23 protein-coding genes are annotated in these 18,135 nt (G+C 60.0%); 14 read left to right on the plus strand and 9 right to left on the minus strand.

Annotated elements, in window-relative coordinates:
• The 5 genes from EGI20_RS01810 to EGI20_RS01830 all read left to right on the plus strand — a co-directional run.
• On the plus strand, positions 1-1,246 hold a 1,246-nt coding region (locus tag EGI20_RS01810), incomplete at its 5' end, for a HAMP domain-containing protein (RefSeq protein ID WP_498629180.1).
• A gap of 33 nt (positions 1,247-1,279) precedes the next feature.
• On the plus strand, positions 1,280-1,822 hold the full coding sequence (locus EGI20_RS01815) for a chemotaxis protein CheW (RefSeq protein WP_498629182.1): 543 nt from the start codon (positions 1,280-1,282) through the stop codon (positions 1,820-1,822).
• A gap of 7 nt (positions 1,823-1,829) precedes the next feature.
• Positions 1,830-2,432, plus strand: coding sequence for a chemotaxis protein CheD (locus EGI20_RS01820; protein ID WP_498629184.1), 603 nt, complete (start codon positions 1,830-1,832; stop codon positions 2,430-2,432).
• Positions 2,432-3,247, plus strand: coding sequence for a CheR family methyltransferase (locus EGI20_RS01825; RefSeq protein WP_498629186.1), 816 nt, complete (start codon positions 2,432-2,434; stop codon positions 3,245-3,247). The genes EGI20_RS01820 and EGI20_RS01825 overlap by 1 nt, the downstream gene beginning before the upstream one ends.
• On the plus strand, positions 3,244-4,335 hold the full coding sequence (locus EGI20_RS01830) for a protein-glutamate methylesterase/protein-glutamine glutaminase (RefSeq protein WP_498629188.1): 1,092 nt from the start codon (positions 3,244-3,246) through the stop codon (positions 4,333-4,335). The genes EGI20_RS01825 and EGI20_RS01830 overlap by 4 nt, the downstream gene beginning before the upstream one ends.
• A gap of 144 nt (positions 4,336-4,479) precedes the next feature.
• Here EGI20_RS01830 and EGI20_RS01835 read toward each other — a convergent pair whose 3' ends face one another.
• Together EGI20_RS01835 and dcd are read right to left on the minus strand one after the other, a co-directional pair.
• Positions 4,480-4,758 (minus strand): YMGG-like glycine zipper-containing protein, encoded by a 279-nt coding sequence (locus EGI20_RS01835; RefSeq protein ID WP_498629190.1) that lies wholly within the window; start codon positions 4,756-4,758, stop codon positions 4,480-4,482.
• A gap of 116 nt (positions 4,759-4,874) precedes the next feature.
• Positions 4,875-5,444, minus strand: coding sequence for a dCTP deaminase (dcd, locus tag EGI20_RS01840; protein ID WP_498629192.1), 570 nt, complete (start codon positions 5,442-5,444; stop codon positions 4,875-4,877).
• Between the two features lie 216 nt (positions 5,445-5,660).
• On the opposite strand from dcd, the gene EGI20_RS01845 reads away from it, so the two are divergent.
• The 3 genes from EGI20_RS01845 (at position 5,661) to EGI20_RS01855 (ending at position 9,056) form a co-directional block, all read left to right on the plus strand.
• Positions 5,661-5,888: a FeoA family protein gene (locus EGI20_RS01845; protein WP_498629194.1), complete on the plus strand. Its 228-nt coding sequence runs from the start codon at positions 5,661-5,663 to the stop codon at positions 5,886-5,888.
• The gene (gene feoB / locus EGI20_RS01850) at positions 5,885-7,651 is read left to right on the plus strand and encodes a ferrous iron transport protein B (protein WP_498629195.1); all 1,767 of its coding nucleotides are present in this window, start codon (positions 5,885-5,887) and stop codon (positions 7,649-7,651) included. The genes EGI20_RS01845 and feoB overlap by 4 nt, the downstream gene beginning before the upstream one ends.
• 133 nt (positions 7,652-7,784) lie before the next feature.
• The gene (locus tag EGI20_RS01855; protein WP_498629197.1) at positions 7,785-9,056 is read left to right on the plus strand and encodes a DEAD/DEAH box helicase; all 1,272 of its coding nucleotides are present in this window, start codon (positions 7,785-7,787) and stop codon (positions 9,054-9,056) included.
• Here EGI20_RS01855 and EGI20_RS01860 read toward each other — a convergent pair.
• The gene (locus EGI20_RS01860; protein WP_498629261.1) at positions 9,030-9,686 is read right to left on the minus strand and encodes a TIGR01621 family pseudouridine synthase; all 657 of its coding nucleotides are present in this window, start codon (positions 9,684-9,686) and stop codon (positions 9,030-9,032) included. The two genes, EGI20_RS01855 and EGI20_RS01860, sit on opposite strands and share 27 nt — an antisense overlap.
• A 26-nt stretch (positions 9,687-9,712) precedes the next feature.
• Positions 9,713-10,189 (minus strand): acyl-CoA thioesterase, encoded by a 477-nt coding sequence (locus EGI20_RS01865; protein ID WP_220789271.1) that lies wholly within the window; start codon positions 10,187-10,189, stop codon positions 9,713-9,715.
• 260 nt (positions 10,190-10,449) lie between these two features.
• Here EGI20_RS01865 and EGI20_RS01870 point away from each other — a divergent pair, with 260 nt between their 5' ends.
• On the plus strand, positions 10,450-11,106 hold the full coding sequence (locus EGI20_RS01870) for a YiaD family glycine zipper/OmpA-like lipoprotein (protein WP_498629199.1): 657 nt from the start codon (positions 10,450-10,452) through the stop codon (positions 11,104-11,106).
• A 69-nt stretch (positions 11,107-11,175) separates the two neighbouring features.
• On the opposite strand, the gene EGI20_RS01875 is transcribed toward EGI20_RS01870, so the two are convergent.
• Positions 11,176-11,859: an LrgB family protein gene (locus EGI20_RS01875; RefSeq protein WP_498629201.1), complete on the minus strand. Its 684-nt coding sequence runs from the start codon at positions 11,857-11,859 to the stop codon at positions 11,176-11,178.
• Positions 11,847-12,266: a CidA/LrgA family protein gene (locus tag EGI20_RS01880; protein ID WP_498629203.1), complete on the minus strand. Its 420-nt coding sequence runs from the start codon at positions 12,264-12,266 to the stop codon at positions 11,847-11,849. Before EGI20_RS01880 ends, EGI20_RS01875 begins: the two co-directional genes overlap by 13 nt.
• A gap of 101 nt (positions 12,267-12,367) precedes the next feature.
• Here EGI20_RS01880 and EGI20_RS01885 point away from each other — a divergent pair, with 101 nt between their 5' ends.
• From EGI20_RS01885 to EGI20_RS01900, 4 genes are all read left to right on the plus strand, one after another.
• Positions 12,368-13,267, plus strand: coding sequence for a LysR family transcriptional regulator (locus EGI20_RS01885; RefSeq protein WP_498629205.1), 900 nt, complete (start codon positions 12,368-12,370; stop codon positions 13,265-13,267).
• Positions 13,264-13,728 (plus strand): LEA/WHy family protein, encoded by a 465-nt coding sequence (locus tag EGI20_RS01890; protein ID WP_498629206.1) that lies wholly within the window; start codon positions 13,264-13,266, stop codon positions 13,726-13,728. The genes EGI20_RS01885 and EGI20_RS01890 overlap by 4 nt, the downstream gene beginning before the upstream one ends.
• Positions 13,729-14,004: 276 nt before the next feature.
• Positions 14,005-14,253: a hypothetical protein gene (locus EGI20_RS01895; RefSeq protein ID WP_498629208.1), complete on the plus strand. Its 249-nt coding sequence runs from the start codon at positions 14,005-14,007 to the stop codon at positions 14,251-14,253.
• A 97-nt stretch (positions 14,254-14,350) separates the two neighbouring features.
• Positions 14,351-14,599: a hypothetical protein gene (locus tag EGI20_RS01900; protein ID WP_498629210.1), complete on the plus strand. Its 249-nt coding sequence runs from the start codon at positions 14,351-14,353 to the stop codon at positions 14,597-14,599.
• A gap of 38 nt (positions 14,600-14,637) precedes the next feature.
• Here EGI20_RS01900 and EGI20_RS01905 read toward each other — a convergent pair whose 3' ends face one another.
• Positions 14,638-14,769: a DUF3149 domain-containing protein gene (locus tag EGI20_RS01905; protein ID WP_124734170.1), complete on the minus strand. Its 132-nt coding sequence runs from the start codon at positions 14,767-14,769 to the stop codon at positions 14,638-14,640.
• Positions 14,770-14,913: 144 nt separating this feature from the next.
• On the opposite strand from EGI20_RS01905, the gene EGI20_RS01910 reads away from it, so the two are divergent.
• Positions 14,914-15,993 (plus strand): glycerol-3-phosphate dehydrogenase/oxidase, encoded by a 1,080-nt coding sequence (locus tag EGI20_RS01910; RefSeq protein WP_498629212.1) that lies wholly within the window; start codon positions 14,914-14,916, stop codon positions 15,991-15,993.
• Positions 15,994-16,045: 52 nt separating this feature from the next.
• Here the strand turns inward: EGI20_RS01910 and sucD are convergent, their stop codons facing one another.
• Positions 16,046-16,930 (minus strand): succinate--CoA ligase subunit alpha, encoded by an 885-nt coding sequence (gene sucD / locus EGI20_RS01915; protein WP_124734168.1) that lies wholly within the window; start codon positions 16,928-16,930, stop codon positions 16,046-16,048.
• 27 nt (positions 16,931-16,957) lie between these two features.
• Entirely contained in the window at positions 16,958-18,127 is a 1,170-nt protein-coding gene (gene sucC / locus EGI20_RS01920; RefSeq protein WP_124734167.1) for an ADP-forming succinate--CoA ligase subunit beta, read from the minus strand.
• Between the last annotated feature and the right edge of the window lie 8 nt (positions 18,128-18,135).

The following is an 18,135-nucleotide window of genomic DNA, read 5'->3' on the forward strand; positions in this document are numbered from 1 at the left end:
GATCGACTACCAGATAAAGCTGATGAATGAGTCCGGCGAGGCAGCAGCAGAACTGTCACAGCAGACGCAGCTGCTGCTGATCGCGCTAGGCGGCATCGCGGTCACCCTGACCCTGCTGATCGGTTTCTTGATCACACGCAGCATCACCCGTCCGCTGGGCGAGGCCGTCGGCGCCGCGAAGAAGATGGCCGCCGGTGACTTCGGCTTCACACTGGAGAACCAGCACCGCGACGAAGTGGGTGAAATGGTGCGCGCGGTCGGTGCCGTCCAGACCTCGGTGCAGGCCATGGCGGCGGACACCCGCCTGCTGAGCCTGGCCGCCGTCGAAGGCCGACTGGACACCCGCGCCGAGGCCGGCAAGCATCAGGGCGAATTCAAGTCCATCGTCAGCGGCGTCAACGACACCCTGGATGCGGTGATCGGCCCGCTGCAAGTTGCCGCCGACTACGTCGCGCGCATCGCCCGTGGCGACATCCCAGCCAAGATCAGCGACAGTTACAATGGCGACTTCAACCTGCTGAAAAACAACCTGAATACCTGTATTGAGGCAGTCAACCGCCTGATTGCCGATGCCCGACAGCTGTCCGAGTCGGCGGTCGCAGGCAAGCTCGACACCCGTGCCGATGCCAGCATGCACCAGGGCGACTTCCGCAGCATTGTCACTGGCGTCAACGACACCCTCGACGCCGTGGTGTCGCCGATTCGCGACGTACAGCGAGTGATGGCCGCAATGGAACAGGGCGACATGACGCAGTCCATCACCACGCAGTACCAGGGCGACTTTGCCGCGCTGGCAGCTGCCATCAACAACACGATCGCCAAGCTGTCCGACACCATCGCCCAGATCACCACGGCGGCCGATGCGCTGTCCAATGCAGCAGGCCAGGTTTCCGCCACCGCCCAGTCGCTGTCGCAGTCGTCCTCCGAGCAGGCCGCATCGGTCGAAGAGACCACCGCCAGCCTGGAGCAGATGACCGCCTCGGTCGCACAGAACACCGAGAACGCCCGCGTCACCGACAATATGGCGTCCAAGGCGGCACGTGAAGCAGGCGAAGGCGGCAGCGCGGTCGGCAAGACGGTCGAGGCGATGAGCTCGATCGCCGACAAGATCGGCATTATCGATGACATCGCCTACCAGACCAACCTGCTGGCACTGAACGCCGCCATCGAAGCGGCGCGCGCCGGCCCCGGTGGCAAGCAGCCGCACGCTCGCGGCCAGAAGCAACGTGACGGCTGTCTTCGATGAAGCCGACTTCGAAAAATTCTGAAGGGGAGCGCGATGGAATCCGCAGCCCAGACGCCACAGCGACCCGCCAGCAAGCTGACGCCGCATGCGAGCACGCCCCAGCAGTACCTGACCTTCACCCTGCGCGGCGAAGTGTTCGCCGTCGCCATCCTCAATGTGAAGGAAATCATTGAGTACGGCACGGTCACCGAAATCCCGATGATGCCCGGCTTTATCCGCGGGGTGATCAACCTGCGCGGCAGCGTGGTGCCGGTGATCGACCTCTCCTGCCGCTTCGGCGACCATGCGACCGAGGTTTCGCGGCGCACCTGCATCGTCATCATCGAACTGCAGGAGGGGGACCAGCGCCAGGATATCGGCGTGATGGTCGATGCGGTGCTGGAAGTGCTGGAGATCGCGCCGGCCGAGATCGAGCCGGCCCCGTCCTTCGGCGCCCGCATCCGCACCGATTTTATCCAGGGCATGGGCAAGGTGAACGGCAAGTTCGTGATCATCCTTGAGGTGTTACGCGTACTGTCAGTCGAGGAAATCTCGATGCTGGCACAGGTTGCCGACGTGCTGCCGGCTGATGCCTGACCCCGCCATGAGCGACTACGCGGCCCTGCCGCCGCGCGAGATTGAGCGCCTTGCACTCAATATCCGCCCCGGCGAGTGGGCAGTAGAGCGGCAGCGCCCGATTGCCACCCTGCTGGGTTCCTGCGTCGCGGTCTGTCTGATCGATACCGGCCTGCCGCTGGCCGGCATGAATCATTTCATGCTGCCGCAGATGCGCAACAGCCGCCATGCCGACGAGGACATGCTGCTGGCCGGCGATGCCTGCATGGAAGCTCTGCTCAATGCCATGCTCAAGCTGGGTGCGGCCCGCCACCGCATCCATGCCAAGGCTTTCGGCGGCGGCAATGTAATCGACAGCACCCCGCCTGGCGTGCTCTCCATTGGCAAGCGCAACGCCGACTTCACCCAGACCTGGCTCGCGCGCGAGCGCATCCCACTACTGGCCTCCGATTTTCTAGGCCCCTGGTCGCGCAAGGTGCTGCTGGTCCCCGCGACCGGAGATGCCTGGTGCCGGCGCGCGGGGGTCGGTGCCGTTCAGGCCCAGGCACTCAAACGCGAAGAACAGGCCTACGCCGAGTCGCTGCGCCAGGTGCAAAACGGCCCCCAAACACCCCGCGTCGAGTTGTTCTAATGCCTGAAATCGCGCTCTCCGAACAGGAGTTCACCCTGCTGCGCCAACTGATCTACCGTGTTGCCGGCGTCCATCTGGCCGACAGCAAGCGGCCGCTGGTGATGGGCCGCCTGCAAAAGCGGCTACATGAACTGCAACTGGAAAACTACCTGCAGTACTACCAGCGAGTCACCGACGAGCGCCATCCGCAGGAACTGCAGACCATGGTCAACCTGCTGACCACCCACGAAACCTATTTTTTCCGCGAGTCTCAGCACTTCGACTATCTGCGCGACGAGATTCTCACCAAACGCCAAAGCCGCGCGCCGCTGCGCATCTGGAGCGCTGCCTGCTCCAGCGGCGAAGAAGCCTATACGCTGGCCATGCTGCTGTCCGAGCACCTGCCGCATGCGCCGTGGGAAGTACTCGGCTCGGATATCAGCACCCATGAGCTGGAGAAGGCCAGACGCGGCCGCTACCCGCTGGCCCGCCATGAAGGCATCCCGCCGGCCTGGCTGAAAAAATACTGTCTGAAAGGAGTGCGGACACAGGAGGGCAGCTTTCTGGTCTCACACGCACTGCGCGAGCGGGTCCGCTTCACCCAAATCAACCTGACCCAGCCTGTTGCGGCCGCGCACGGCAGCTTCGATGTGATCTTCCTGCGCAATGTAATGATCTATTTCGACAATGAAACCAAACGCCAGGTAATCGGCCATCTGCTGCCGCATCTGGCGCCGGGTGGCTATCTGTTTATCGGCCACTCTGAGACCCTGAGCGGCATCAGCGAAGGCCTGGTCAACGTACGCCCGACCATCTACCGGAAGCCCGGCGCATGAGCCACAAGCTGGGCGTCATGATCATCGATGATTCTGCCGTCATCCGCAAGAACGTCTCCCGCCTGCTCTCGGCCGCTCCCGATATCGGAGTCATCACTACCGCTGCCGCCCCCGTACTCGCCGTTGCCAAGCTGCGCCAGCGCTGGCCGGACGTAATCGTGCTCGGCATCGAAATGCAGCATGTGGACGGCCTAGCCTTCCTGCGCAAGATCATGGCCGAGCGCCCGACGCCGGTGGTGATCTACTCGTCGCATGCCGACGACAGCCGTGTCCGCCTGGACGCCCTGACCGCCGGAGCGGTCGCCATCATCCCCAAACCGCAGGCCGGTCTGCTGTCCTATCAGAAAGAAGGGGGCGGAGACATCGTACAGGCGGTGCAGGCTGCCGGCCGTGCCCAGATACGCACACCAGCACCATCCGCGAGCAAGGACACCGCCACGGGCGCCGGCAAGCGCGCGCTCCGGGCATACAATACCGCCCCGCCCCCGAACACAGCACAGATCATCGCCATCGGCACTTCGACCGGTGGCACGCTGGCGCTAGAAAAACTGCTCACCCGCTTGCCACCGGACTGCCCCGGTATCGTGATCGTCCAGCACATGCCGGAAAAATTCACCGGCCTGTTCGCCCAGCGACTGGACAGCCTGTGCGCACTTGAAGTGCGTGAAGCATGCGACGGCGACAGCGTGCGCCCCGGCTGCGTGCTGATCGCGCCGGGCGGCCGCCACATGACACTGGTGCGCAGTGGCACGCAATACCATGTCGCGATCACGGACGGAGAACGGGTGAACCGGCACAAACCCTCGGTGGACGTATTGTTCCACTCGGTAGCACACGTGGCGGCCGGCAACGCTCTTGGCATCATAATGACCGGCATGGGTGACGACGGCGCGCTCGGCCTCAAGGCCATGCGCGACGCCGGTGCCCGTACGCTGGCACAGGACGAAGCCAGTTGCGTGGTGTACGGCATGCCGGCCGTCGCGGTCCGCCTGCAGGCAGTCGAGCGCATCCTGTCACTGGACGCCATCCCCGGCGCCATCACAGCATTTGCCAACCACAGCGTCACCGCGGTCAACGCCACGCAATAGCGCCAGCAGAAAACCCTGCCCCTTAGAACCGGCTCACGGCCTTAAGCGTGGGGCCTGCATCCGCCTTAGCCAAAACAAAACCGCTGCAGAGCAGCGGTTTTGTCAGTTTGCCGGCATCCCGGCGCGAAAGAGCGAGCCCCGGACTCAATCGTCCCAGTGCTTCCAGTGTTTCTTGCGCTTTTTGCCATGGTAATGACCATGGCCCTTATAACTACTTTTTTTGGTGGTCAGCGCTACACCGGTTCCGGCACCAAGCGCGCCGCCGATAATGGCACCTTCACGGCCGCCTACCGCATTACCGACCAAAGCGCCCGTCGCGCCACCCAGTGCGCCGCCCAGAATCACATCAGTGTTCGATGCGGCCAGTGCGCCGCCTGCCGGCAATGCCAGCGCCGCCGCCACTATCCATACTGCTAATTTCATATCCGCCCCTTGCCTGACTTGCTATCAATGGCGGCATTGTAAGGCCAAGCCTGCATCAGGGTGCGGGGCAAAGTGTTGCCATTTGTTACGCACGACACACTTGCTTCACATTCGCATCAGGTACGTGGCAGGGTCACGCCGACCTGGCCCTGGTATTTGCCGCCACGGTCCTTGTACGACACATCGCACACTTCATCGGACTCGAAGAACAGCACTTGGGCCACGCCCTCGTTGGCGTAGATCTTGGCCGGCAACGGGGTGGTATTGGAGAACTCCAGCGTCACATAGCCTTCCCAGTCCGGCTCGAACGGGGTGACATTGACGATGATGCCGCAACGGGCATAGGTGGACTTGCCCAGACACACGGTCAGCACTTCGCGCGGAATGCGGAAATACTCGACGGTGCGCGCCAGCGCAAAGCTGTTGGGCGGGATGATGCAATAGCCCTTGCCCGACACCTCGACAAACGACTCGGGGTCGAAGTTTTTCGGGTCGACAATGGTGCTGTTGATATTGGTGAACACCTTGAATTCGTCGGCGCAGCGGATATCGTAGCCATAGCTCGAGGTGCCGAAGGAAATGACTTTTTGCCCGTCCACCACCTTGACCTGATCATGCTCGAACGGCTCGATCATGCCGCGCTCGGCAGCCATGCGACGTATCCACTTGTCTGACTTGATGCTCATTTCGTTTCTCTTTGGCAAAATTCTGTAGCGGGCGATTCTACCCCAAAAGCCGGCGCGATTGCTCAGGCGATATCGAGAGAAATACCAGGCATTTTTCCCGCATCAAGCAGAAACAGGCCAGATAGTAGCCAGAAAAGCTTGAGCCAGATCATTGACATAGCTTAACTACAAGCATATGTTTGAGAACAATTATCAATAAGAACGAGTTATACAGGGATGACGCTTGATAGACTACGCACCGGTGCTCACGGCATGGTCACTCGCCTGAATCTGGACGAGGACACGCTGCACCGCGTGATGGCATTCGGCCTGATACCGGGGCAGACGTTCCATATCACGCGGCGCGCAGCTTTCGGCGGCCCCATCATGCTGGAAGTCGGCACCACCCACTTTATGCTGCGTGGCAAGCTGGCACGCCAGATCGAAGTCCAAGCTCACGCATGAAACGCTTTGCCCTGATCGGTCAGCCCAATACCGGAAAGTCCTCCTTATTTAACCGCCTGACAGGCCTGTCGCAGCGCGTGGGCAACTGGCCGGGGCTGACCGTCGAACTGGCACATGCCAAGCTATTGCTGGGTGGACAGATGGTGGAGCTGGTGGACCTGCCCGGCATTCATGATCTGTCCGGTTATACCGAAGACGAAGCCGTGGTGCGAGACGTACTGTCCGCCACGGCTTTTGACGCCCAGCTTATCGTACTCAATGCAGCCCAGCTTGACCGGCAGCTTGCGCTGGCCATTCAGGCTATCGCCACCGGCATTCCCGCCCTTGTCGTACTGAATATGGCTGATGAAGCCGAGCTATTGGGCATCGATATCGATACCCGACAGCTCGCTGCCAAACTGGGCGCGCCCCTTGTCCTCGTGTCCAGCAAGCGCATGCAGGGCTGGGACGCCTTCAAAAAAGGGCTGGATAGCCTTGCGCGCAACCCCCAGCCGGCGGTTAGTGCCCGGCTTGATGCCATCGCCGACACCCGTACCGCACAAAATCATGCCAGACAGGCGCTTGCCGGCTCCTGGCATTTGCCGCCTACCCTGCCCGCCCGCCTAAGCCATCGCCTGGACCATTACCTGATGCACCCGCTGCTGGGACTGGTGCTGTTCGTCGCCATCATGGCGCTGGTTTTCAACGGGACTTACCTGCTGGGCGGACCACTGCAGGATGGACTGGGCAATGCGCTTGACTGGCTCAAAAATCACTGGCTCGCCGCGGCCGTCAGCCCCTTGCCAACCTGGCTGCAGAGCTTGCTGCTGGACGGGGTATGGCAAGGGCTCAGTACGGTACTGACTTTTGCGCCCATTCTGTTTGTGTTTTTCGTCCTGATGGCCCTGGTGGAAGACAGTGGTTACCTCGCACGCGCGGCCTATCTGACCGATGCGCTGATGTCCCGCCTGGGGCTGGATGGTCGCGCTTTTGTGATGCAGTTGATGGGCTTCGGCTGCAATGTGCCGGCCATTATGGGCACGCGCGTAATGCGCGAGAAAAAGCAGCGGCTGTTGTCCATGCTGATCATCCCTTTTTCGCTGTGCTCGGCCCGTCTGCAAGTGGTGGTGTTTTTTGCCAGCACGCTATTTTCACCTGCAGTCGCCCCCTGGGTTCTGATGGCGTTTTACGCGGTGAGTCTCGCCGTGGCGATACTCACCGCGCTGGTTTTCAAGCGTAAATATTGCGCCAGTGAAGCCTATCTGATGGAGGTGCCGCCTTACCGCCTGCCCGGCTTCAAGCATGTACTGACCCGCGCCTACGGTGAAGTGCGCGCCTTTTTCGAACTGGCCTCGACCTTTATTCTGCTGGGTGTGGTGCTGGTCTGGCTGATGACCCATATCCATCTGGGCGAGCATACACTGGCTGATCACCTGGGTACGCTGCTCTCCCCGGTACTCGACCCTATCGGCATCCGCCATGAGCTGGCCATTGCGCTACTGTTCGGCTTTGTCGCCAAGGAAATCCTGCTGGGCAGCCTGGCGGTGATCTACGGCGTCAGCGATGCCGGCCTTGCCGGTGCCGTCATGCAACACCTGGACTGGGTGTCGGCCATGAGTTTTGTACTGTTTACCCTGATCTATGTGCCCTGTTTGTCGACGGTCGCTGCCATACGCCGCGAGTCGCACAGCCTGTCTTTTACCGTCTTGTCTGTCAGCTGGTCTGTCGCACTGGCCTGGGTCTTGTGTCTGGTGTTCTATCAGATCACCAGCCGTCTGGTGTAAAGCCCGCACAATCGCGACCAGGCCAGGCGGCTTGCCGCGCGAACCTTGCGGCCTTACACTGGCCGCCGCCACAGCGCCCTGATCCGCCACAAACCGGATCGCGCTTCCCCTTTGCTTCCCCCTGATCGTACTCATGCCATTTATTGCTTTGGGCCTTATGCCCGACCTCGCCCGCGCCGCCGGCGAAAAAAACTATTTGCAAGCCACCCCCATCCAGCAAGCCGCCATCCCCGCGATCTTGCAAGGTTGCGATGTGCAAGGCTCGGCGCCAACCGGCTCGGGCAAAACAGCGGCCTTTGCCCTGCCGCTACTGCAGGCCTACAGCCAAAGCCGGCACGAGATGCCGCGCAAGACCCAGACGCTGATCCTGCTGCCCACGCGCGAACTGGCGATCCAGGTTGCCGACAGCCTGGCTTTTTTCGCCCGCCATCTGCCCCATGCCCCCAAAATCATCACGCTGGTAGGCGGCGTGGCACTGAACCCGCAACTGATGGTATTGCGTGGTGGCGCCGATATCGTGCTGGCGACACCGGGGCGCTTGCTGGATGTACTCGCGCACAATGCGCTCAGGCTTAATCACGTCAAGACGCTGGTACTGGACGAGGCCGATCGCCTGCTGGAACTGGGCTTCAGCGATGAAGTCAGCCAAATCCTCGCGCTTTTGCCGGCCAAACGGCAGAACCTGCTGTTTTCGGCCACCTTCCCGCCTGGCGTCAAGGCGCTGACCACCGGCTTATTGCAGCAGGCTGTATTGATTGACGTACCGGCAAGCTTAGCCGCTCCCCGCCCGGCCATCCGCCAGCGCGCCCTCACGGTTGATACCACACGTCGCACCGCCTTGCTGCGCCACCTGATTGCCAGCGAAGCCTGGCAGCGCACACTGGTATTTGTCGCCAGCCAGCATGGTGCGCGCCACCTGGCCGAAAAGCTGGTCAAGGCGGGGCTTAGGGCGGAAGCCTTCCACGGCGAGCTAAGCCAGGGGCGGCGCAACCGGGTATTGGCTGAATTTCAGGATGGCAAGCTGCAGGTTCTGGTGGCCACCGATGTAGCGGCGCGCGGGCTGGATATCGCCGCGCTGGATGTGGTGGTGAACTATGATCTGCCGCGCGCCAGCGATGACTATACCCACCGCATCGGCCGCACCGGGCGCGCCGGCGCCAGCGGTCTGGCCATCAGTTTTGTCACGGCACAAAACGAAGCACACTTCTATCTGATCGAAAAACGCCAGCAGCAGCGCGTGGCGCGCGAGCAGATTGCCGGCTTCGAGCCCGAGATGCCTGTCGTCACCCCCGCAAAAGCGGTGGCCGACGACAAGGGCGGCATCAAGGGCAAGCGCATGAGCAAGAAGGACAAGCTGCGCGCCGCGCAGGCGGCAGGCTCAAGCCCAGACAGCACCGACGCGTGACAGGGCGGCAGCAAAAGCGTCCGAGCCAAACAGCTCGCCCGCCTCGGGCGGGCACACAAAGGCATGGCGCTCGCCGTCCAGCATGAAACTTAAAGCATAGGCGTGCAGATAGCCCCGGTCGGCGGGGCTGCCGCCATATAGCGCATCGCCCAGTATCGGCGCAGACAGACTTTTCATCGCCACGCGCAACTGATGGGTACGCCCGGTATGCGGACGCAGCACAAACAGGCGCAAGCCCGGCGAGACCGACTCGGTACTAAAGCGGGTCACGGCAGGTTTTAGCTGACTCGGGCATAGTTTCCATGCCCCGCCTCGCCCCTTTTCCATATCCCCCTTGATCCAGCCCTGTTTTTTCTGCGGCTTGCGCTCGGACAGGGCCAGATACACTTTTTCGACCTCACGCCCGGCAAATGCTGCCGACAAGGCCGAGGCCACTGCGGCCGAGCGTGCCACCACCAGTAGGCCCGATGTCATCCGGTCCAGCCTGTGCACCGGCCACAAAGCTTCATCCGCCAGTCCTGCGCGCAGCCCCTCCATCAAGCCGGCCTCCTCGCCTTCGCGATGGAAGCTGACGCCGGGCAGCTTGCTGATGATGTAAAAGCGCGGATCGGTATGAATCAGCCTGTACATAGGCGGCAAGACGGCAGTGGCATCACTCATAGCGGGTTTTTCAATTGCTCGGCCGCAGCCATACGCATCTGCTTGCGTATCTGCGCGGCAGCAAAACGCTGTTTTTGCTCATCGGTTTCCAGCAGCAAAGGCGGCACCGGCATGGATTTGCCCTGCTCCATCGCCACCATGGTGAAATAGCAACTATTGGTGTGGCGCACGACACGGGTACGGATGTTTTCGGCAATCACCTTGATGCCTATCTCCATCGACGTACGCCCCACATAGTTGACCATGGCCAAAAAAGTCACCAACTCGCCCACATGAATGGGCTGCTTGAACAGCACCTGATCTACCGACAGCGTCACCGCGTAATGGCCGGCATAGCGGCTGGCACAGGCGTAAGCCACCTGATCCAGCAGTTTGAGCAAAGAGCCGCCATGCACATTGCCGGAAAAATTCGCCATATCCGGCGTCATCAGCACCGTCATGCTCAGCTCGCGCTGCCCCATCAAAACATCCATCTTGGTTTCCACTCCAGATCCGGCAACAAGACCGAAACAATTATTAGCACATTCTATAATGCAAAAATAATGCAAATGGACGACAATTGCGTCCAATCACACGAAAAGCCCGACATCCTGCCGCAAAATACAGTGACAAGCCACTGGTAAGCGCAATGCGGGCTATCTACCATAAAGCAAGCGTGTCATCAGAGGCCATGACAGATAAACACTCTGGCCCTCTCCCGCAACGCCTCTCCAACAAAAACAGGAAACTCGCCATGTCTAAAATGTCTCTTCGCCTGACCGCCACCGTCGTAGCCGGTGCTCTTGCCCTCACCGCGTGTACCACCAACCCGATGACTGGCCAAAGTGAAATGAACAAAGCCGCAACCTACGGCTTGGGCGGTGCGGCCGTATGCGGTGCCATCGGCGCACTGGTCTCCGGCAGCAAGGGCGCGCGTAATGCGGCACTGGCCTGTGGTGCCCTCGGTGCCGGCGTCGGCGTATATATGGACAATCAGGAAAAAGAACTGCGTGCCAAGCTGGCCAACACCCAGGTTCAGGTTAACCGCGTCGGTGACCAGATCAAACTGGTGATGCCGGAAAACATCACTTTTGCACTTAACAGCGCTTCGCTCAATAGCGGCGCACAGCGCTCGCTCGCCGATGTGGCCGGCGTACTCAACCAGTACCCGGAAACCACCATCACCGTCAATGGCTATACCGACAGCACCGGTGCGCTGGCTTACAATATGAAGCTGTCGCGTGAACGCGCACAATCGGTGGCCAATATCCTGCGCAACAATGGCGTAGCCGGCAACCGCATCGCAACCCAGGGTTATGGCCCGGAAAGCCCGGTTGCCAGCAATGCCACGGCAGCAGGGCGCGCCCAGAACCGCCGTGTGGAAATCCTGATCAATCCCAAGCCACAATAAGTCCGCTTTTCTACGCAAAAAGCCGCCGCTCCCGGCAAGGGGGGCGGCGGCTTTTTTACCTTCCAGCGCTTAAAGCAACAGACCGATCAAAGGCGCCAGCAGCACCATCGCCACCCCGCACAACATCATGGTCAGGCTGGCAACCACGCCTTCTTCCTCGCCGATTTCACCGGCTTTGGCCGTGCCCGCACCATGGGCTGCCGCACCAAACAAGGCACCGCGCGCCAAAGGGCTACGCACCCGAAACAGCAGCAACAGCAACTCGCCCAACGACATGCCGACCACACCGGTTATTACCACAAAAATCGCCACCAGTTGCGGGTTCGCCCCGAGATGAGCAGCACTCGCCAGGGCAAACGGCGTACTGACCGAGCGCGGCGCCAGACTGCGCACCACCGTTTCCGGTAGGGAAAAAGCATGCGCCAGCCAGACCGAACTGCCCACGCCGACCACGATGCCGGTAAGTACACCAGCAAGCAAGGTGATCCAGTTAGCGCGAATCAGTGCACGTTGCTGATAGATGGGGATCGCGAAGGCTACGGTCGCCGGTCCCAATAGCCAGGTCAGATAGCGTGTATCCTGCCAATAGTGGGCAAAGGGTATGTCGCACAGCAAAAGCAAAGACACCAGCAATACCGGCACCAGAAAAATAGGCGCAGACCACCAGCGCTTCAGGCGCAGGTGCAAGTGCTTAACTAATACATACAGCAGCAGCGTCACCAGCAGGCACAACACCGAACTTAGCGCAAACATAGCGCGCCCTCCTCCCGCTTGGCACGCAAATGCCTGAAGCGCAGCAAGCGGTAACAGCGATCAACGACCAGCGCGGTTGACAGCATCACGCATGCGGTCGACAGCACGATCACCGCCATAATGCGTATCCCATTCTGCTCGAACAGCGCGGTAAACTGCACCACCGCCACCACCGCGGGGATGAAAAACAGCAACATCTCGGCCAATAGCCAGCGCGAGCCTTGCTCCACCCAACTCACAGACAGCCACCTAGCTTGCAAGGCCAGAAACAGCAGTACAAGCCCCAACACGCCACCGGGCAGCGCCGGCATAAAGCGCTCGCACAAAGCCTGAGCACACCACCACCATAAGGAAAGCAAGGCAACTTGCCATACCGTGCATAGCGTTTTTTTAAGCGCGGGGACCATGGTCGTTATACTGTCGAGTGGACTGAACTATCCAGTGTATGCGCGGTCTACAAATAGATAAAATGAATTAAACTAACAATAAACATTCCAGAAAGGAATGCATGGATATTCGTGCCTTACGTTACTTTGCCGCGGTGGTACGCGAACAAAGCTTTACCCGTGCTGCCGACAGCCTGTTTGTCACCCAGCCCACCATCAGCAAAATGGTGCGCCAACTGGAAGATGAGCTGGGAACACCACTATTGCTGCGACAGGGGAAAAGCATCACGCTGACAGATGCCGGCAAGGTGACGCTTGCCCGCGCCGAAGACATGCTGCACAGCATGCAGTTGCTCAAACGCGAGCTAATTGACCTGTCTGAACTCAAATCCGGCGAACTGGTATTCGGCTTGCCGCCCATGGTGGGCGCGGCCTACTTTGCCCCTGTTGTCAGCCGCTTTCGCGAACACTACCCCAAGATCGAACTCAAGCTGGTTGAAACAGGGGCGCTGGCAGTAGAAAGCCAGATACGCTCAGGGGAGGTCGAGCTCGGCATTGCCGTACTGCCGGTCAATACCGACGATTTCAGCACGCTGGCCGTAGTCAACGAACCGCTCTGCCTAGTAGCGCCTGCCAACTCGGCTTGGCATGGCCGGGAATCCGTCTTGCTATCGGAGCTCACCGAGCAGGCTTTTGTACTCTATCCGCCGGACTTTACCCTGACCGCGCACATTGCCAACGCTTTCCGCCAGATGGACAAGCCGCTGAATATTGTCGGCACGAGCGCACAATGGGACTTTCTGGCCGAACTGGTCGGCGCACGCCTTGGCATTACCTTGCTGCCACACTCGGTCGCCCAGCGCCTGGATCCGGCCAAATTCGACCTGATAGCACTTGCCGACCCCGATTTGAGGTGGCATCTTGCGCTGATCTGGCGCAACGGCGCCTACCTCTCACATGCCGCCCGCGCCTGGATCGACACCACGCGCAGCGTGCTGGCCCCTACTAAGGACAAATCATGAAACGCTGGATACTGCTACTGACGCTCACCTTGCTGAGCGCCTGCTCGACCCTGGGACTGGAAAAGCCCAAGGTCAGTCTGGTCGATATCAAGCCCAGCAGCAAAAGTACACTATTTGAACAAGCTTTCGATGTCAGCCTGCGCATCAGCAACCCCAACAGTTTTGCGCTGTCGGGCAAGGGTGTGAAATTCGCGTTGCAAGTCGATGACAAAAGGCTGGCAGACGGGATGAGCAACAAGCCGTTTGAAATTCCGGCCCGCTCAAGCAGTGTCATCACCGTCAGAATGCACACCTCGCTAGCGGACTGGCTCAAGCAACTGGGCAATGCATTGGCCAGCCCGAATAGCGGCATCGCCTACCAGCTGGAAGGACAGATTACCGATGTGAACGGCATTGCCAGCCTGCCTTTTAGCAGCAAGGGCAACTGGTCTTTGGCCGAAAAAATGGGATTCAAACCTTAATGGACAAAAGGCGGTGCACAGTACGCCGCCTTCTCCCGCACCACCATGCCAGCTGCGCCTTGACTGCAGCACGACACCCACTGTCGTCCCCGGCAAATTTGCCCGCATAGCCAGACGCACCCTCGCCCTGCACTACGCTTTAGCTTTAGCTTTTCCTACCACCAAGCGAATAGACATAGGCGCCCATTAGTCATACCATTTGTAGCACATACACATAAACCATCCGGCTACCCCCGCTACAAGCTTGCGCGGGGGCGATGCGACAAGGTGACCATGATGCCCATTGTGCTTGGTTTGCTGATTGCGCTACATATCTGCTGGCCAGTCTGGCGTAAACAGCTAGCCAGCCGCAGTTTATGTGCGAGCGATTATGTACTGGCACTAGCCATCGGCACGCTGGAACTTGGACTGATGGCCATGCAATACCATTCCATCCCGGCAGCGACCACCTATCTGTTTGCCGGCATCCCCGCCGCCACCTATTTGCTTGCCACATCACTGGACATGTTTTCAGCAGAGTCTTAATTCTGTAAGGCCGGCTCAATGCAACAATTAATTGCGATCACTTGCCATATTTGATATAAAACTCTTAACCTTTGTCATTAAAGTGAGGGATAGCATGATGGCTGCGTTACTAGGCGTGCTGGTTGCCGCCCATATCTGCTGGCCTATCTGGTACTGGCAACTACACGGCAAATCCTTGCGCCGCGCCAACTGGTTACTGGCATTTTTGTTTGCCGCTCTGGATCTTGGCTTTATCGCCAGCCAGATACAGGGGGAAACCGGTCAGGCCGTCCTGCTATTCTCAGGCATTCCCGCCGCCATCTATCTGCTTGCCTTCCTCACAGAAAAGCCGCACAAACAACCCTGAGCAAAAAGCATCTGGACGCCGAAGCGTCCAGTATCCGTTTAGCCCTTGGCGCTACGCGCACGCTTGATCATAATTCCGATCAGCACGCATACGATCACGGTCGTTGCCCCGATCACAGCCAGACTCGCCCGGCCCACATTATCCGACAATAACAGCGTCCACAGTTCCATCTGACTTTCCTCCCGGCTCGCTCACAAAATATGCATTAAGATTAAATTGGCACGCGAAATGTCAACTTGATCAAGATCAAGCCCCGGCCAATCCCTCGCGCTTGCGACAGGAAAAGCGCCGCCTTATTGCCTGTGGAGGAGAACATGCCGGCAATTGCCGTGATTGGTGGTGGCATCAATGGCGTGATGAGCGCATGGGCGCTGGCGCGCGCAGGCCACACGGTCACCCTGTTCGAACGCGATACGCTGATTTCCCACACAAGCCAGGCCTCGTCCAAGCTGCTGCACGGCGGACTACGCTATCTGGAAAACGGCGAGATTTCGCTGGTGCGACGTGCGCTGGCCGACCGCGACTGGTGGCTGGCACAAGACAGCAAACTGGCCAGCCCGCTGGCTATCTGCCTGCCGCTCTATCGCCACGCTCGCCGCGCGCGCTGGCAGCTCAAGGCCGGCTTGTGGCTTTATGACCACCTGGCCGGGCATTCCGCCCTGCCCCGTCATGCATTTGTGCCGCCCGCTGCCCTATTGCAAAACGGCGACCGGCTTTGCCCGCACCAGCTGCTGGGTGGCTACCGTTACTACGATGCGCAGATGGACGATGCCAGACTGGGCTTATGGGCAGCAAAACAAGCCCGTACGGCAGGCGTCAGCCTCAATGAACATGCGCGCGTCAGCAGGATCAACTGCGATGGCAGCCTGCAGCTAGACGGGCAGCATCTGCAGTTTGACGCCATCATCAATGCCTGCGGCCCGTGGGCCGAGCGCTTACTCACAGAGAGCCAGATCGCCAGCCCCTTAATGCTGGACACGGTGCGCGGCAGCCATATCGTGCTCGATCGCCCCTTGTCGCAAGGCTATCTGCTGGAAGTAGCGGGCGAGCGGCGGGTGGTGTTTGTCCTGCCCTGGCAAGGACAAACCCTGATCGGCACCACCGAACAGCGGCAAGCGCCCGATGCGCCTGTCGCGTGCAGCGATGCCGAGGCCATCTATCTGCTGAGGCTTTATAACGACTACTTCCCGCCGGCAAGTGAAAACGAGATTTGCCGGCGTTATGCCGGTATAAGGCCGCTACTGAAAAGCGCACGCGACCCCAACCGCGCGCAACGCGAACATGCACTGATTACGCAGGGCCGCTTGCTGTCGGTGTTCGGCGGCAAGTGGACCACCTCGCCTTCGCTGGCACGCGAGGTGGTTTTGCGCGTGGACCGACAGCTAAGAACATGAAAAAAGCCGCCCGGTTTACCCGGGCGGCTTCTGGTTTTGACAAGACGATCTATCAGATCATGTTCTTGCTTTTGAGCAGCTCGTACATGGTCTTGCCGATCTCGGCCGGGCTGCGGGTATAGGCGATGCCGGCTTTCTCGAAAGCCTTGAACTTCTCTTCGGCCGTGCCCTTGCCGCCGGAGATGATGGCACCGGCGTGGCCCATGCGCTTGCCTTTAGGGGCGGTCACGCCAGCGATATAGCCAACAACCGGCTTGGTCACATAGGACTTGGCAAATTCGGCCGCTTCTTCTTCGGCCGAACCACCGATTTCACCGATCATTACGATGGCGTCGGTATCCGGATCATCCTGGAACAGTTTGAGCGCATCGATATGCGACAGACCCGGGATAGGGTCGCCACCGATACCGATACAGGTCGACTGGCCCAGACCCAGAGCGGTGGTCTGCGCTACGGCTTCATAGGTCAGCGTGCCGGAGCGGCTGACGATGCCGATACGACCCGGGTTGTGGATGTGCCATGGCATGATGCCGATCTTGCACTCGCCCGGGGTGATGATGCCTGGGCAGTTCGGGCCGATCAGGCGCACGCCTGCTTCGTCGACGGCTTTTTTCACATACAGCATGTCCAGTGTCGGCACGCCTTCGGTGATGCAGACAATCAGCTTCACGCCGGAAGCGACGGCTTCAAGGATGGAATCCTTGGCAAAAGCTGCCGGTACATAGATAACCGAGGCATCCGCCTGGGTTTCACGTACGGCATCCTTCATGGTGTTGAACACTGGCAGACCCAGATGCTCGGAACCGCCCTTGCCCGGGGTCACACCGCCCACCACCTTGGTGCCGACTTTCAGCGCCTGCTCGGCGTGGAAAGTGCCGTTTTTGCCGGTAAAGCCCTGCACCAGCACCTTCGTGTCTTTATTTACGAGAACGCTCATCTTGATATCCTTGTTCGGTGCGGGTGATTACAGAGCAGCTACGGCGGCAACAATCTTCTCGGCCGCGTCGTTCAGGCCTTGGGCCGAAGTCAGCTTGAGACCGGACTCTTCCAGGATCTTGGCACCCAGTTCGGCATTATTGCCTTCCAGACGCACCACCACCGGTACCGTGACATTGACTTCCTTCACGGCTGCGATAATGGCTTCGGCGATCATGTCGCAACGCACGATGCCGCCGAAGATATTGATCAGCACGCCCTTGACCGAGCTGTCGGCCAGAATCAGCTTGAACGCTTCAACCACGCGCTCCTTGGTGGCACCACCGCCTACATCGAGGAAGTTGGCTGGCTGGCCGCCCTTGAGCTTGATGATGTCCATGGTGGCCATCGCCAGGCCCGCACCGTTCACCATGCAGCCGATATTGCCTTCCAGCGCCACATAGTTAAGGTCGAACTCGGACGCTTTCACTTCGCGCTCGTTCTCCTGGCTCTTGTCGCGCATCGCCAGCAGTTCCGGGTGGCGGTACAGCGCGTTGGAGTCGAGGTTGATCTTGCCGTCCACGCAAGCCAGTTCGCCATTTTCGCGCAGCGCCAGCGGGTTCACTTCGAACAGGGCAAAGTCGTTTTCCATAAACGCGTCGTACGCGCCCAGCATCAGCTTGCTGAATGCCGCAATTTGCGCGCCCTTCAGGCCCAGCGCAAAGGCGCAATCGCGAGCCTGGAATGGCTGCATGCCAACCAGCGGATCGACTTCGACCTTGATGATTTTTTCCGGGGTTTCTTCAGCGACTTTTTCAATCTCGACACCGCCTTCGGTGGAGACCATAAACACCACGCGCTGGCTGCCACGGTCAACCACGGCACCCAGATACAGTTCGCGCTCAACCGGGTACATGTCTTCGCACACCAGTACCGAATGCACCGGCTGGCCGGCGGCGTCGGTCTGGTAGGTCACCAGATTGGTGCCGATCAGGCGCGCAGCTTCGGCAGCGGCTTCTTCGCGGCTTTTCACCACTTTCACGCCACCTGCCTTGCCACGACCACCGGCATGCACCTGGGCCTTGACCACGGCAAACTTGCCGCCCAGCGCATCGTAGGCAGCGGCAGCTTCTTCAGCCGTAGCGGCCAGAATGCCTTTTTGTACCGGCAGGCCGTAACGGGCCAGCAGCTCTTTCGCTTGGTATTCGTGCAGGTTCATTTATGGTT

It is taken from the genome of Aquitalea sp. S1-19 (assembly GCF_024343515.1).